The organism is Pseudomonas sp. L5B5 (assembly GCF_020520285.1).
GTDB lineage: Bacteria > Pseudomonadota > Gammaproteobacteria > Pseudomonadales > Pseudomonadaceae > Aquipseudomonas.
In genome coordinates, this window is the sequence record NZ_CP084742.1 from 2,618,512 (window position 1) to 2,634,353 (window position 15,842).

At 65.1% G+C, this 15,842-nt stretch carries 14 protein-coding genes; all 14 read right to left on the reverse strand.

The window, feature by feature from the left end; genetic code table 11:
• Positions 1-52: 52 nt before the first annotated feature.
• The 14 genes from LGQ10_RS11945 to LGQ10_RS12010 all read right to left on the reverse strand — a co-directional run bounded on the left by LGQ10_RS11945 (position 53) and on the right by LGQ10_RS12010 (position 15,810).
• Complete coding sequence (locus tag LGQ10_RS11945) at positions 53-802, reverse strand: tRNA-dependent cyclodipeptide synthase (protein ID WP_226525645.1); 750 nt, start codon at positions 800-802, stop codon at positions 53-55.
• A 4-nt stretch (positions 803-806) separates the two neighbouring features.
• Positions 807-1,583: a 2OG-Fe(II) oxygenase gene (locus LGQ10_RS11950; RefSeq protein WP_226525646.1), complete on the reverse strand. Its 777-nt coding sequence runs from the start codon at positions 1,581-1,583 to the stop codon at positions 807-809.
• Between the two features lie 290 nt (positions 1,584-1,873).
• Complete coding sequence (locus tag LGQ10_RS11955; protein ID WP_413247619.1) at positions 1,874-2,842, reverse strand: aliphatic sulfonate ABC transporter substrate-binding protein; 969 nt, start codon at positions 2,840-2,842, stop codon at positions 1,874-1,876.
• A gap of 33 nt (positions 2,843-2,875) precedes the next feature.
• Positions 2,876-5,344, reverse strand: coding sequence for a TonB-dependent receptor plug domain-containing protein (locus LGQ10_RS11960; RefSeq protein ID WP_058436340.1), 2,469 nt, complete (start codon positions 5,342-5,344; stop codon positions 2,876-2,878).
• A gap of 25 nt (positions 5,345-5,369) precedes the next feature.
• On the reverse strand, positions 5,370-5,867 hold the full coding sequence (locus LGQ10_RS11965) for a RidA family protein (RefSeq protein WP_226525648.1): 498 nt from the start codon (positions 5,865-5,867) through the stop codon (positions 5,370-5,372).
• Between the two features lie 89 nt (positions 5,868-5,956).
• Complete coding sequence (locus LGQ10_RS11970) at positions 5,957-7,534, reverse strand: flavin monoamine oxidase family protein (protein ID WP_226525649.1); 1,578 nt, start codon at positions 7,532-7,534, stop codon at positions 5,957-5,959.
• A gap of 206 nt (positions 7,535-7,740) precedes the next feature.
• On the reverse strand, positions 7,741-8,961 hold the full coding sequence (locus LGQ10_RS11975; RefSeq protein WP_226525650.1) for a dipeptidase: 1,221 nt from the start codon (positions 8,959-8,961) through the stop codon (positions 7,741-7,743).
• Between the two features lie 38 nt (positions 8,962-8,999).
• Positions 9,000-9,962, reverse strand: a complete 963-nt coding sequence (locus tag LGQ10_RS11980) for an ABC transporter substrate-binding protein (RefSeq protein WP_226525651.1) — start codon at positions 9,960-9,962, stop codon at positions 9,000-9,002.
• Positions 9,963-9,974: 12 nt separating this feature from the next.
• Positions 9,975-10,784, reverse strand: coding sequence for a class II aldolase/adducin family protein (locus LGQ10_RS11985; RefSeq protein WP_058436274.1), 810 nt, complete (start codon positions 10,782-10,784; stop codon positions 9,975-9,977).
• A gap of 220 nt (positions 10,785-11,004) precedes the next feature.
• Positions 11,005-11,943 (reverse strand): D-isomer specific 2-hydroxyacid dehydrogenase family protein, encoded by a 939-nt coding sequence (locus LGQ10_RS11990; protein ID WP_226525652.1) that lies wholly within the window; start codon positions 11,941-11,943, stop codon positions 11,005-11,007.
• Positions 11,940-13,139, reverse strand: a complete 1,200-nt coding sequence (locus tag LGQ10_RS11995) for an acyl-CoA dehydrogenase family protein (protein ID WP_226525653.1) — start codon at positions 13,137-13,139, stop codon at positions 11,940-11,942. The genes LGQ10_RS11990 and LGQ10_RS11995 overlap by 4 nt, the downstream gene beginning before the upstream one ends.
• Positions 13,136-13,930, reverse strand: a complete 795-nt coding sequence (locus LGQ10_RS12000; protein WP_226525654.1) for an ABC transporter ATP-binding protein — start codon at positions 13,928-13,930, stop codon at positions 13,136-13,138. The genes LGQ10_RS11995 and LGQ10_RS12000 overlap by 4 nt, the downstream gene beginning before the upstream one ends.
• Before the next feature lie 3 nt (positions 13,931-13,933).
• Positions 13,934-14,755: an ABC transporter permease gene (locus tag LGQ10_RS12005; protein WP_058438310.1), complete on the reverse strand. Its 822-nt coding sequence runs from the start codon at positions 14,753-14,755 to the stop codon at positions 13,934-13,936.
• 155 nt (positions 14,756-14,910) lie between these two features.
• The gene (locus LGQ10_RS12010; RefSeq protein ID WP_226525655.1) at positions 14,911-15,810 is read right to left on the reverse strand and encodes a LysR family transcriptional regulator; all 900 of its coding nucleotides are present in this window, start codon (positions 15,808-15,810) and stop codon (positions 14,911-14,913) included.
• Positions 15,811-15,842: the final 32 nt, after the last annotated feature.

Below are 15,842 nucleotides of genomic sequence, written 5' to 3' on the forward strand. Positions count from 1 at the left end.
CGGCGACCGTGCTCAATGGCAACGGCCCCAGGCAGACGGAAAGACAAAAGACTCAGATGGCGATGGCGCCGCTGGTCCAGTTGGGGTGGATGGCGCCGGGCAAGGTGAACGGAATCGGAATGCCGCGCTTCTTGAACTTCAATGGCAGCCAGCGCACCCGATCCGGGCTGTGGGGCTCGATCAACAACTCGCGGCTGGTGGCCATGGCCGTGGTCATCTGCTGCGGGTAGAGCACGTAGTGATACCCCTCATCGGCCCACAGCGGCAGGATGATGGGGATCTCCTCGAGGATGTATTCGCGGCACTGGTCCGCCGCGCGTTCGATATCGGCATGCTCGTCACGCAGGCGCAAACGCTCGGTGAACACGCCAATGGTGCTGTCGATGGCTTCGCGCAGCTCCGAGCGCTGCTGGTAGACCTGATTGAGCTGCTGGCGCAGTTCGGCATATCGATCGCTGGCCAGTTCCTGGTTCCAGCGAGTGATGTGATAAGGCACCCGCAGGCCATCGAGGATGTCCTGGTTGCGCGCCAGCCAGGCATCGCCGTCGCGGATCGACGCCGACAGCGCCTCCCCGGGAGATTTGCCGTGCTTGTTGTGGCGCTGCAGGGTGTCGGCCACCACCACCTTGACGTGGCTGAAGCCGGACTGGTTGATCAGGTGGATGGTGGAACGCAGCTTCTGGTCCTCGTGGTATTCCTGGCCGACGCTGACCGCCAGGACCACGCGCTTGCCCTCGAATTCATGCTCCTCGCCCCCCTTGTTGAAGTAGGCCTTGAGGTTGATTTCCTGCACCTTGCTCATGAGTTCAGCTCCAGTAGGCCAAAGGCTGTTGTTCGCCGTAGTAACCGATAAAGACGCCGAGGGTGACCCGGGTGCTGGTGGCCGAAGGGCGCACCGCGTGGATCAACCGCGGATTGAGCAGGATCAGGTCGCCGGGTTCGGGCTTGACCACGAAATCCGGCGGCGGCAGCAGGTGGCGTTCGATGCCATAGGCCCGTTCCCCGCGCAGGCGCTCGTATTCCTGTTCGTCGGGCTCGATGCCCCAGATCTCCAGCTCGCCGCCATCCTCGGGAATCTCCAGGTAGATGTTGGTCGACAGCTGGGTCAGCAACGGTGGGCTGTGGCCTTCGGGGGCATTGCGCTCGAGCTTGTCGGTATGGGGCGTGAGATCGACCCCCGAGCCCTGGAATCGGGCGATGCCGACAAAACACTTCTGCCCGCCCACCTGCAGCAGGTGCGCGCCCTGGGGCCAGACCTCGTCCAGCAGCAGGCGCAGCTCGTCGATGGGCGAGGCCAACGGGCGGAACAGATTGCGGATCTTGCGAATGTTGGGCAGCGCCAACGCGTGGTATTCGGCCCGGCTCTGCTCATCCTGGATCTCGATGTAGGCCTTGCCGATACGCACGAATTCCTGTTGCTGGCCGAAGGCACTGCGCAGGTCCTGCTGGTACAGGTGGTCGCGGGCCACCTGCAAGGTGTCCGGCGGGCAGAACCCTTTGAGCTGGACGCCATAGGAGCGTTTTTCCACCACATCGATAATGTGCCGCGCTTCAAGTTTGTCGGCAGTAGTGACTGTAAACATGCAAGCTCCCTTATTCCCTGGAAGTAGCGATGAAGTGCATCTGGGTTGAACGTAATAATTTGTTTCAAGGCCACCTTAGGCATTGGCCAAAGGCTTGTGAAATACCCTTTGCATCTAATATCCAAACTTAAAAACGTATAGAAAATCAGGCAAATAGCGGCCTTCACAGACACTTTAAAAGCGCTGCGAGAAGATCATGAAATTTACTGATAGTTAACTTGAACGAAGAACATTGCTGCTCTTTATATGTTTAAAACCTCCCGAGCTTGATTAATAAAACTGCCATGTACTCATTCAACTTCATTGAATTGTCCCTCCATGTAAGCCGACGCTTCGAAAGACTTCTGGATAATGCCCTCCTCACGGTAAAGATCGGCGGTGTGCTGGACGTCCTCCACCACCGCCGGGCCCACGGCGATGCGCCGGGGCTCGGAGTAACGGTTGGAGCGCAGGTGGATTTCCACCGGCAGGCCGCTGTAGCCAGCCTGGATTCTTGAGAACTCCTCCTGATGCTGGTTGGCCCAGGCATACGCACGGCCCAGGCGCCGCAGAAAATCGGCGATCTGCGCCGGCTTGTCGGCAATCGCCCGGTCGTTGGCTACCAACAGCATGTGCCCGGCGAACAGGCCTTCGCCACTCACCAGCACCCGGCTGCCGCCCTCCATCTGCACCATGCTGGTGTAGGGGTCCCAGGTCGACCAGGCATCGGCCTGGCCGTTACTCAGCAGGCTGCGGGATTCGGCGGGCTGGAGAAAGATGAACTGCGCATCCGTGCCATGCAGCCCCGCCGAACGCAAGGCCGCCAGGGCCAGGAAGTGGCCGATGGAACCGCGGGTGGTGGTGATGCGTCGGCCCTTGAGGCTGGCGGCATCCTTGAGCGGCGAATCGTCCCTGACCACGATCGCCACGGCGGTGGGCGTGACCTTGAGCTTGATCACCCCCACGGTCTTGAGCGGTGCCCCCGCGGCGGCGGCAAACACGAACGGCGCATCCCCCAGGCTGCCGATGTCCACTGCTCCGGCGGCCAGCGCCTCGGCAGTGGGGGCAGCGGCAGCGAACGAGGCGAATTCGATGGGATACGGCACCTGCTCCAGTTCGCCGGCCGCTTGCAGCAGGATCTTCAGCGACTGCTTCTGGCTGGACACCCGCAGCGTCGGCTGCGCCAGCACCTGGCTGCTGAACAGCAGCAGCGCCAGGAACGCCAGTTGCCGTCTGTTGCGCCGCCGATCGCAGCCTGCGGCAGCGACTACAGAGTGCATGCCCGTCTGTTGCCGCTCGCGCTTGATCATCAATCAGAACGCCAGGCTGACGCGGCTGTAGTAGTAGCCGCCACCCAGCCCATAGGGCGAAAACATCCCGTACTCGTAGGTGCCGGCCCAGGCCTTGAGGCCGATCTTGTCCGGGTAGACGTCGAACAGGTTGTTGGCCCCCACCGCCACGGTGAGGTTCTGGTTCACGTCGTAGGCCACGTCCAGGTCGGTGATCCACTTGGCGCTGTAGGTCCGGTCGTTGGCCGGGATGTTCGAGCCTTCGGTGTACTCGCCAAAACGGGTCAACTGCAGGTTGGTGGTCCAGTCGCCGACCTTGTAGTTGGTGGACAGGATCCACTTGTCCTTGGGCGTGGATCGAGTCAGGTCGATCTGCTGCTGGCGGTCGAACAGCACATAATCGGCCCCCAGGCGCGACAGCGCTGCCGGGGTATCGGCCAGGTCGCGGATGGTGGTCTTGTTGTGGTTGTAGGCGATGCTCCACTTGACCGTGCCGTACTCGCCGAACGATTGCCGGTAGTCCGCGACCAGGTCCACGCCCTTGGTCCGGGTGTCGGCAGCGTTGGTGTAGTACTGCCCGGCCAGGTTGGGCGACAGGCCGTTCTCCACCAGGATCTGCGACACCGCCGGGCCCTTGAGGATGCCGGTCTGGAGGATGCGCTTGTCGATGTCGATCAGGTAGAAGTCGGCCGTCAGGCGCAGCCGCTCGGTGGGTTCGGCGGTAAAGCCCAGGCTGTAGTTGCGCGAGGTTTCCGGCTCCAGGTCCTTGGCGCCCAGGGCGATGGCTTCAGGAGAGTCGGGGCGCATCTGCTTGGTCCGCACCGAAGCGGTGGTGCCTGCAGCGCCGAACTGGGTCACGGTGCTGGTGGTGGAGAACACGCTCTGGGCCAGGGACGGTGCGCGAAAGCCATTGCTCACCGCCGCTCGCACGGCGTAACCGGGCAGGAACTCATAGCGGGTAGTGAGCTTGCCGCTGGTGGTATCACCCACCCCGAGGTTGTACTTCTCGTAGCGCGCCGCCGCGCCGACGTACCAGTTGGGGGTGATGTTCAAGCCGAAATCCACATAGGCCGCCTCGCTGTGGCGCTTGAGGCTGTAGGCATCTTCAGGGGTGGTGCCATTGACCGAGAACAGCCCGGGGTCGGGCACCACGCCGGCGAAAGGCCCGGTGGCCGGAATGTAGCTGCCCTGGTTGTAGGAGTTGGCTTCGCCCTCCTCCAGCGCGTATTTCTCCCAGCGGTATTCCACGCCGAAGGAGGTCTCCAGGGGACTGCTCCAGCCGATGTCCAGGGCTTGGGAGAAGTCCAGGTTGTTGGTCCACTGGTCGAACACCAGGTTGCCCAGGTGGAAGTCATGCTGGGTATACGGACCGTTGGAAATGTTCAGGTTGTTGGCCGTGTCCAGCACACCGCGATCCTTGCCGTAGGTGCTGGACAGGTCCCAGTCCCAGCCTCCCAGCAGGCCCTTGGCGCCGCCGGCGACCTGGAAATCGGTCTCGCGGATTTCCCGCCGGGCCTGGCCACCGTTGGGGTAAGGCGCATTGGGCACCCCGGCCAGGCTGGTGATGTCGGTGGGCTTGCGATGCCCCAGGTTCTTGTTGCTGTTGCGGTAGCTCAGGGTGGAGAACGAGTACAGCTTGAGGTCATCGGCCAGGGGCAGCTCGGCGTTGTAGGCCAGGCTCGTGGTGCGATCGCGGCCCAGGCCGTATTCGGTGCCCCAGCCCTGGCGCTGGCTTTCCCTGGGGTCGGGCGAGCCATCGGGCTGGTTGAAATACAACTGGCCACTGGCGGCGCTCGAACGCTCGTAGGGTTCCTGCACCTTGGCGTCCCAGGACAGGTTGATGAAACCGCCGTCCTCTCCCAGCTTGTTGCCCCAGTTGAAGGCTTCATGGCCGGTGGTGCCGTCGCCATCGTAGTACTGGCCCAGGGTGGTGTCGGAGGTCAGGCCATCGGCATTGCGCTTGAGGATGATATTGATCACCCCGGCGATGGCGTCGGAGCCGTACTGCGCCGCCGCACCATCACGCAGCACCTCGATGCGCTCGATGGCCGCGGTGGGAATCAGGTCCAGGTCCACCGGCACCGAGGCATTGCCCACCCGCGCGCCGTTGTTGATCAGCGCCGAGTTGTGCCGGCGCTTGCCGTTGATCAGCACCAGCACCTGGTCGCCACCCAGGCCACGCATGCTCACCCCGCGCACCAGGAACGCGGTACCGCCGCCGTTGATGGTGGGCACGTTGAACGACGGCAGCAGGCGCCCGAGCATTTCTTTCAGGCCGTTCTGGCCGATGCTGCGCAACTGCTCGCTGTCGATCACATCGATCGGCGCCGGGCTGTCGGTGACCGTGCGCTGCTGGCTGCCGCGCACGCCGGTAACCACCACGGTGCCCAGGGTCTCATCGGCCGCCAGCAGTTCGGCGGGCAACGCCAGGCCCAGCAGCCCGAGGCCCAGTGGAGCGGCGCCCACAGCGATTCTATGCAAGGAAATACCCATGGCTTCAGATCCTTTTGAAGAGTGCTCAGCGCGCTCGGGCGGCAACGGTTTCGACTTCGATCAAGGCGCCGGGCAGGACCAATCCCGCCACTTGCACCGTGGTCCGGGCCGGCTTGAGCGGCTGCTTCTCGGTACCGAAGAACTCGCGGAAGGCGGTTTGCAGGCCATCGAAGTCCAGCTTGCCGCCCAGGGCCGGGTCGCCCACCAGGTAGATACGCAGTTGCACCACATCCCCCAGGCCCAGGCCCTGGCTGGCAAGGATCGTCTGCACCTTGCCCAACACCACTCGCGCCTGGGCCTCGGTATTGCCCACCGCGTGGATGTGTTCCCTGGCAGCCTTGGGGTCCACCGGGTCCGGCAGCAGGCCGGACAGGTAGGTCACCTCGCTGTTGGCCGGCAGGGTCACGGCCTGCAGGATCGGCGAGTTGGGATAGGTGGACGGTATGCGCTGGATTCCTGCGGCCCAGCTATTGGCGGCAGCGAACAGCAGCCCCAGCCCTACGACGGTTTTTTTCAAAGACATGCAAAGACGCTCCCAAGGTTGTGTGTGCCAGCCTCGGAGGTCCGCTACCCGGCATGGGTTACTGCTGTTTTTATGAATGCTCGGCCACTTCAGGCGGTTTGCTGTAGCGCCGCGCCCTGCGCCCGCTGGAACAGTTGCCGCACCACCCGCCGTGCAGCGCCGGCGGCAGCCTCCTGCCAGATGCCCACGCCGCTGTGGGCCAGGCCGTCGCTGGTCAGGTAGACCCGGCCCTGGGGCTGGTTGAGCAGGCTGTAGTCCGGCTCGACCACTTCATGGCTGATCCAGGGCCCGAAGTTGTAGGGAATCCGGCTCCAGGCGATCACCAGCGGGTTGCGCAGCTCATGGCTGTGGCCCGGGTGCAGCAACTCCACCGCCTCACGGGAAATCTCGATCTGTTGGGCCAGGGTTCTCTCGCCGAATTTGCGGGCGGTCTCACCGTTGTTGTAGGCCGCCACCAGCACCCCTTCGGCCTGGTTGAAACCGCCGCTGGGGTACCACAGCCCGGAAGCTTCCTGGTTGATGAAGGACAGCCCGCCGTAGATCTGGTACTGGCTTTCCCAGAAGCGCCGCGACTGCCAGGCCACCTTGTTGGCGTAGCCAAACTGCACGGCGGCGATGGCCTGGCGCACCGGCGCACTGAAGTTGTTCTGCACCTTGGCCAGCAGCGGCAAGGGCAAGCTGCTGATCACGTAGTCGGCCTCGAGGCGCTGGGTGCGATTGCTGCGTCGATCCAGGTAAGTCACCTCGACGCCGTCATGGCGATTGCTGATGGAGCGCACCTCGCTGTGCAGCCGCAACTGGCCCTTCAGATGCCGGGCAAAAGCCTGGGGAATACGGTCCATGCCACCCACCGGCTGGAACATGGTGGGCGAGAATTCCGGGTACTCATCGATCATCAGCGCGGTGGTCAGCGCCGGGTTGAGCAAGGTCTGCAAGGGCAGCGGATCGTTCTTCTGCGCCAGCTGATCACCCGCCCCGGGCCAGACCTTGTAGCCGGAACGAGCCGAGCCCAGGTATTCGAGCTTGTCGGACAAATCGCCCCAGGTCTTGAGGAAACTCAGCAGGTTGCCACGATCCGCCACGCTCAGTTCCTGATCCAGGGCGTGGCGGTTGACCGCCTTGGCCAGCAGTTCGGAGAAGTGCCCGCGACTGTCGTTGACCGCCTGGCGAATCTGCAGCGCCGGCTGGTTCAGGTCCGGACGCACCAGGGCGTTGCGACTGGTATTGACCAGGACTTCCAGCTCCACCCCCAGTTCACGGCAGTAACCGAGCATCAGCTGGTGGTGGCTTGGCAAGCGACCGGCACCGGCATTGAGATAGAAACCCTGGTCGAAGCGCGCCACCTGCACACTGCCGTCGCTGTACTCCACCCGGTCGCCGCCACGCACCGTCCAGTTGCGCCCGCCGACCCGGTCCCGGGCCTCCAGGAGCGTGACCTTGAACCCGGCCTTGTGCAGCTCGTAGGCACTGACCAGGCCACCGATGCCGGCACCGATCACCACCACCCTGGCGCCCATGCCCACCGGCGCGGCCGGCAACGAGGCGTAATTCTCCTCGACCGCCTCGGCATTGCCCGCCATCCCGAACAACCCCATGACCGCGCTCGCCGCCTGGACCCCACCGACAGCGGCGACACGGGCGATCAATTGTCTTCTGGTCAGCGGCATGCCGGCGCTCCCTGCTACGGATGGTTAGTGCGTTCGGTTATAGCCCGTCGACTTATGCAGTCACTTGGGTCTATGTGAAGCCATCCTAGGGGCGCTGATTTGATAAGAGAAATACATTTTAAGCATATGCAAATATTACTTTGTTTCATATTCAAGGCGAGAGATTCTGCGCATCACGCATAGCCGAAGACGACTCAATTCTGCCACTAGTCGCGAGTCTCAGAGCTTGAGCGTTGGAGATTCATCGCGGCAGCCTGCGCCGCAGCCAGCACTCTCAGCACATTCGCGCCCCAGATCTTCGCCAGGTCGTCTTCGCTGTAGCCCGCCGCCAGCAGGCGTTCGGTGATGCGTGGCAGTTGCGCCACATCTTCCAGCCCCTCGACCCCACCGCCGCCGTCCCAATCGGCGCCGATGCCCACATGCTCCGGCCCCACCACCTCAAGGATGTGCAGCAGGTGCTTCATGTAGTCGTCGAGGGTCGCCCGGGGTTGCGGATAACGGGCCTCCACCTGGCGAATGCGCTCGGCCAGGTCCGCCACCTGCCCGGGACTGAGGCTGGCGGCCAGGCGAAACTCGCGATACAGCGGCCCCAGGGCCTTGGCGCGCTCGGGATTGGGCACGACGTTGATCAGGTCGCTGGGGAAGCTGTTGACCTGCACTACCCCGCCCTTGGCCGCCAGGGCTCGCAAGCGCTGGTCATCCAGGTTGCGCGGATGAGGGGTAATGGCCCGGCTGCTGGAATGAGAGGCGATGATCGGTGCCGTGGACAGCGCCAGCACCTGGTCGAACACCTGGTCCGAGGCATGGGATACATCCAGCAGGATGCCCAGGCGATTGGCTGCGGCAACCAGCTCGCGGCCCGCCGGGCTCAGGCCGCGCCACTGGGGCAAGGCAGTGGCCGAGTCGGCGAAATGGTTGTTGGCCGAATGCACCAGGCCCAACATGCGCAGGCCCTGGCGATGGTAGGTGAGCAAGCGCCCGGGATCAGCGGCCAGGGGCTCGGCATTCTCCATGCTGATGAACACCACCTTCTGGCCACGGGCAACGATGGCCGGTACATCCTCGGCGCGCAGGGCCAAGGCGAAGTCCTCGGGATAGGCGGCCACCAGGTCGCGGATTCGGGTCAACACCGCCAGGCCGTGTTCGCTGGCCTGGGTCCGGCCTTCGGCGTCGAGCGGTCCCTGGGGAGTGAAGATCGCCCAGAAGCCACCGTCCAGCCCGCCCTCCTTCATCCGCGGCAGATCGACCTGGGACAGGTCGTCCTGGTAACGATGGCGCTGGCGGATATCCCAACCCGGCCGGGCCAGTTGCATCGGGGTGTCGAGATGGCTGTCGAGTACGGTCAGGCGTTGATGCACGGCAGCAGGGTCCTGGGCCAGGGCCCAGGGGCTGGCCAGCGCCAGGGTCAGCAGGGATTGACGCAGCATGGGGCCTCCATCGCCGGTTGGAAGAACACGCCAGGCCCTCAGCCCCAATGGAAGCTGCGGTCCCAGAGGCCCGAGACGTCGAGTTGCTGGGGCAGCACCCCGGCCTCGTAAAACAGATCGGCCACGTCCTGCTGGGACTTCACCGCCGCATCGTCCACCGGTTGCAGCAAGCGCGGGCCGCTCTGGGCGCGGTACTGGGCCAGGAATACCTCCCGGGGCATGCCCAGGATCTGCGCACTCTTGCTCGCCCACTCCTCGGGGTGGCTGGCGATCCATTGCCAGGAGCGGTACTCGCGCAGGATGTAGTCGGTGATCGCCGCGTGCTTGCGCGGGTCGGCGATGCTCTGCTGGTTGGCGGCGATCACGTAGTTGCCCGACAGGTAGCCTTGCCCTGTCTTCAGTACCCGGGCCCCGGCCCGCAGTTCGGCCAGCTGGATGAAGTAGCCGAAGCTGACCCAGGCATCCAGGGCGCCGTTCTGGAACGCGGCGAAACCATCCTGCGGGGTCAGCGCCATGGGCACGATGTCGGCGAACCCCAACCCCTGCTCCTTCAGGGCCTTGAGCAAGAAATAATGGGAACTGGTGGAGCGGATGTAACCGACGCGCAGGCCCTTGAGCTCGGCCACCGACTGCACCGCGGAGCCCTTGGGCACGATGAAGGCCTGGTTGTTGACGTCGCCGGTGAGCACGGCGATCAGCTTCACCGGGGCATGGTTCTTGATGCCGAAGATGGGTGGGATCTCGCTCATCGGCGAGATGTCCAGGGTGCCGCTGACCAGGGCCTCGAAGCTCAGGTTGCCACCGGTGAACTCAGCGTACTTGACCTGGTAGGGCGGCGGCTCGACGCCCGCTTCGACAAAGAAGCTCGGCGCCGCCCCCTTGTAGGTGGCCACGTTCAAGGTGACCCCGGACCAATCGGTGGAGGCTCCCAGGCCCAGGCGGGGCAAGGTGCCCGCGAGGCCAGCAAGGGCCGAGAGTTGCAGGAAACGACGACGCTGCATGATGGCTTGTCCTTAATCGAGAAAGTCCGGTTCTTCGCGCTGGATGCGCTCGCGATAGGGCTGGAAGCTGAACCAGCCACCGAACTCGGTGCCCACCTGGCGCGCCGTGTGGCGAGCGATCTCATGGGGAATCGGGCGGGGCGTACCGGCTGCTTCCGCCAGCAACTGGGCCTGGGCGGCGTTGTCCATGGCGATGAAACGCCAGACCGCCGCCTCGACGGTTTCGCCCACGGTCAGCAGGCCGTGGTTCTGCAGGATCAACGCCTTGTGGCCGTGCAAGGCAGCGGCAATCCGCGCCCCTTCGCTGGCCTCCAGCACCACCCCGGAGAAGTTGTCGAACAGTGCGTGCCGCTCATAGAAGGCACAGGCGTCCTGGGTCAGTGGATCGAGCAAGCGGCCCAGGCTCGACCAGGCCTTGCCGTACAGCGAATGGGCATGGGCCGCCGCAACCACCTGTGGCTGGGCTTCATGCAGCGCCGCGTGGATGGCGAACGCCGCCAGGTTCAGTGCGCCCTCGCCCTCGACGATGGCGCCGTCGGGGTCCACCAGCAGCAAGTCGCGGACCCGTACATGGCCGAAATACACCCCTACCGGGTTGACCCAGAAATGGTCCGGGCGCCCCGGATCGCGCACGGTGATGTGGCCGGCGCCACCCATGTCGAACCCCAGCCGGGCGAATACCCGGAACGCCGCCGCCAGGCTCTGCTTGCGTTGCAGCCGCTCAAGCTCGACGGTGGCCTGCTGGGGCGGATGTTCCCAGCGAAACACCGTATGGCCATCGCGGGGCAGGTCATACACGGCGGGGCGAAACTGTGCGGTCATATCCACTCTCCTTGAAATGGTCATCAATACCCTGCTCCCATCGGCCCTTCTGCGGTCTCAAGATCCCTGCGCCTGCTACGCAGCCTTCGGCAGCGGCTACACAAACCGGCATTGGCCCTGTTGCCGCTGCCGAGCCCGCGAGACTGCGAAAAGGCCCGCAGGGCCTTGCCTGGCGATCGCCGGAAGACCTGCGCCAACCAGCCAACGCAAGCACCGCACGCTAGTAGCCACGCTGGATCTCCACCGGATTCTCCAGGGGCAGACCATCGCCCCAGCGCTGGAGATTGCGCTCCAGCAGCCGGGCGATGTTCAGGTAGACCCCAGGCGAGTTGGCCGAGGTGTGGGGCGACAGATGGATGCGCGGGTGACGGTAGAACGGATGCCCCTCGGGCAGCGGCTCAGGGTCGGTCACGTCCAGGCTGGCCAGGCCCACACGCCCGCTATCCAGGGCCTGCAACAGCGCCGGCTGATCGATCAGCGCGCCACGGGCGATGTTGATCAGGTGCAGCCCCGGCTTGGCGGCCGCCAGCACCTGGGCGTCGATGACCTGCCGGGTCTGCTCGGTCAGCGGTGCCGCCAGCAGCAGGTGGTCGGCGCGGGCAAACAGTTGATGCAGGTCGGCCACCGCGTCCACCCCGGGAATCTCGAAAGGTTGCGCCGAACGCCGTAGCGCCAGCACTTGCATGCCCAGTGCCAAGGCCTTGGGTGCCAGCTCCCGGGCGATGCTGCCGAAGCCGTACAGCCCCAGGGTGCTGCCCGCCACTGCGGCCAGCGGTCGTTGCTGCCAGTCTGCGGCGCGCTCGATCCAGACCTGGGGCAGTTGCTTGGCGGCGGCGAAGATCGCCGCCAGCGCGAACTCGGCAATGCTTTGTGCGGTGCTGCCGCGGGCGCTGGCCACCGGCAGGCGCTCGAACAGCCAGGGTGGGAAGTAATCCAGGCCCGAGGTCACCAGTTGCACAAACTGCAAGCCAAAGGGCCAGCCCGCAGGCGGCTGCGGCGCATCGCGAAAGTCGGCATGGGGTGCGGCCAGCAGCACCTGGATAGTCGGCGGCAGGCCAACGGGCACGCCCCGGGGCAGGTCCAGGACCTCGACCCCGGGCAGCCACTGGCGCAGTTGCTGGTTGAAGGCCGCATCGAGCTGGCTGGCGATGTGCTTCACACCTGGGCTCCGCGGCTGGGCAAAGCAAAGGCGGCGCGCCCGACAGCCCCCAGGATCGCGTCGTTCTGCGGTGTATGGATGCGACTGCACAGCACATCGCGGTAGTGCCGTTCGATGGGATTGCCCCGGGCCAGCCCCGGGTTGCCGATGGCCTCGATACCCAGTTCCACCGCGCTGATGGCATTGCTGGTGACCAGGTACTTGATCTGGGTGGCTTCGCTGGCGGCAATCCGTCCTTCGGCGGCGGCGTCGAGCAACACCCGGTTGTTGAGCAGCAAGGCATCGATGCGGCCGAGCAGTTCCTGGAAACGCGGCAGGCTCGACAATGGCGCGCCGAGGTTGGCCGGCGTCCGCTGGGCCAGCCAGCCCAGCAGCCAGTCACGGGCGGCGCGGGCCACCCCGTCGTAGATCGCCGACAGCAGCACCGCCAACCAGAGCACGCCCTTGCTGTCCAGTTCCGAAGGCCGGGGGACATTGGCCGGCTGGATGTCCACCGCCTGCTCCAGGGGCACGAACACCTCGTCGAAGATCACGTCATGGCTGCCGGTGGCCCGCATGCCCAGGTGATCCCAGGTTTCCTCGACGCTGATCCCGGGGCTGTCGCGGTGCACCAGCCAGGTCCCCACTTGCGGCTCGGCTTCGTCGCTGCGAGCCCACACCGACAGCCAGGTCAGCCCCGGAATGCCGGTGGAGTAGATCTTGCGCCCGCTGAGCAGCCAGCCGCCCTCGACCCGCCGCGCCAGGGTCGCCGGCAAACCACCGCGGGCCGGTGTACCCAGGTCCGGCTCGACCCGCAGGGCATTGATCAGGGCTCCGTCACGCACGGCCTCGCGCGCCACCTGCTGGCGCAGGTGCAGGGGCCAGGCGGTGTTCTGTTGCAGGCGCGTGTGCTGCAAGTACTGCATCACCAGCACCAGGGCGGTGGAAGGCTCGCCCCGGGCCACGGCGCCCACCACCCGCCGCGCCTGGGCCAGGCTCGCTTCGCTGCCGCCCAGAGCCCGTGGCACGGTCAGGGCCAGCAGGCCATGCTGGTGCAGGCGCCGCAGGTTGGCATGGGGGAATTCGCTGTGACGATCATAGTGGGCCGCGGTCGCGGCGAACTCCTCGCTCAACTGCTGCAGCAGGTCGGCAAATGCCACGCAATCCAGGTCAAGCGGGAGCGCAGGGGCGACGGATGGTTCGGTGCAAAGGCTCATCGGCTGGCAATCCTGCTCAGGGGTGGGGCAACAAGGGTGGCCGGCTCGGCCTCGGATTCGACGCCCAGTAATTGCAGCAGCCGCCCACGCAGTTGCTGGAACCCGGGAAGGCCGGCCTGGCGCGGGCGCGGCAGGTGGATCGGCAATTGTTCGGCAATTCGGCCGTTGGCCAGCACCAGCACCCGGTCGGCCAACAGCAGGGCTTCATCGACATCATGGGTCACCAGCAGCACCGCCGGAGCATGGGTGCGCCACAGACGGATGATCAGCCGGTGCATGCGCATCCGTGTCAGGGCGTCGAGGGCGGCAAAGGGCTCGTCCAGCAGCAACAGTTGCGGCTCGCGCACCAGGGCCCGGGCCAGGGCCACGCGCTGGGCCTCACCGCCGGACAGGGTGCCGGGCCAGGCTTGCAGTCGATGGGCCAGCCCCACTTCCTCCAGCGCCGCCAGGGCCCGCTGGCGTACCTGCTCACCACGGACACCGAGGGCGACGTTGCGCCATACACGCTTCCAGGGCATCAACCGTGGCTCCTGGAACACCGCGGCCATGGCGGCCGGCACCTGCAAACGTCCTTCGTCGATGGGTTCCAGGCCAGCCAGGGCGCGGAGCAAGGTGGTCTTGCCCGAGCCGCTGCTGCCCAGCAGGGCGACGAATTCCCCCGGGGCGATGTCCAGGTCCAGGCCATCGAGTACCGCCTGCCCGGCGAAGCGCCGGGTGATGCCACGGCCCTGGACAGCGGTGGACGAACGACCCGTCGCAATCGGGCCCAGTGGCGAGGGTGATACGTTCATGGCTCAGTTCCTGATGAAGGTCGGCCGCCAGGCCAGGGCAAAACGTTCGAGGCCGCGTACCAGGGCATCGATGCCCAGGCCGAGCACGCTGTAGACCAGCAGGCAGATGACGATCACGTCGGTGCGCATGAAATCCCGCGCGTCGTTGACCAGGTAGCCGATACCGGCACTGGCGTTGATCTGCTCCACCACCACCAGGCCCAGCCAGCTGATGCCGAAGGCGTAGCGCAGGCCGACGAAGAATGCCGGCAGGGCCCCGGGCAGGATCACGTGGACGATCAGCTCCCAGCGCTTGAGCCCCAGCAGGGTCGCGGCCTCCACCAGCTTGGGGTCGAGGCTGCGGATGCCGGAGAACAGCGTGAGGTAGATGGGAAAGGTGGTGCCCAGGGCGATCAGGGCGATCTTCGGCGTCTCGCCGACCCCGAACCAGAGAATGAACAAGGGCACGATGGCCAGGAACGGCAAGGTGCGCAGCATCTGCATCGGCGAGTCGATGGCCAGCTCGCCACGCCGGGACAGGCCGGCCAGCAACGCCAGGACGGTGCCGAGACTGGCGCCGATGGCCAGGCCGCCCAACGCCCGCTTGAGGGACACCCACAGGTGAACGCCCAGTTCGCCACTGCTCAGCATGTGCCACAGGGTGCCGCCAATGGTGCTCGGTGCCGCGATCACCCGCGCTGGCAGCACACCGGTCCGTGAGGCCAGCTCCCACAGCAGCAGGAGCAGCACGGGGCTGGCCAGGCGCAACAGCAACTGGACCAGGAACGGGTAGCCGGAGCTGACGGTCCAGCGGGTGGAGCCTTGGAGCGGGGCTTGCGCAGGCATTTCAACGTCCCTATTTCAGCGCGTTCGAAGCCCATGCTAACTACATAAAAAACGTCCGTGAAATTCGTTTTGGTTCTAAATTAATATACAAAAATTGCATTCAACCAAGCACAAGATATGCAAACAGAGCAAGACAAGCCTGCCAGGTCTGCCCTTCAGGACGAAGCCTGGCCCACCCGCGCAGCCACCATCTCGCCGAACATGCTCACCGGTTCCTGCAAGTTGCCGAGAAAACGCGGATGGATCAGCCACAGGTCGATCACTGGCTTGAAATCGCTGACCGGCACGATCTCCAGCTTGTCCCGGTGGCTGCTGTTTTCCAGCAACGGCAACGGCACCAGGCCATAACCCAGGCCATTGGCGATCAGGCCCAACTGCAGCTCGGTGCCGAAGGTTTCCAGGTTGATCTGCAGCGTCAGGCCCTGGGCACTCAAGGCCCGTTGCAAGCCGGCGCGGAAACCGCAGCCATCGGGGTTGAGCACCCAGCCGCGCTGGTAACAGTCGGCCAGCTTGCAGGAGCGCTTGCGCACTTCGCCCCGAGCCGCCACGACCACCAGGTTCATGCTGCCCAGGGAACGCCCGACCACGGCTTCGGGAAATACCTTGCCGGCGGGAAACAGCGCCGCCACCACGTCCAGTTCGCCGTTCTCGACCTTGCCCAGCAAATGGCTGCCCCAGCCGGTGGCCACCGAGGTCTGCAATTGCGGATAGAGGGTCTTGAGCTGGCTCAGGGCATCGAGCAGCACCACATCGCCGATGGTCTGCGGCACGCCGATGCGCAAGGCGCCGCTGGGGGCACCGTCGTTGGCCACCAGCGCGTTCAGCGCGTCGATGCTGCGCAATACTTCCAGGCACTGGCCGTAGACCCGCAGGCCCATGCTGGTGGGCTTGAGCGGCTTGGTGTTGCGGTCGAGCAGCTCGACACCAAGGGCCTCCTCGAAATTCTGTACCCGGCGAGTGATGGCCGGCTGGGTCAGTTGCAGGGCATCGGCGGCCTGGCTGATGGTCTGGCAGCGGATCACCGCCACGAACGCGTTCAGATCATCTATCTTCATTCTTTTTTCGCATAATAAATGACTGGAAAAAT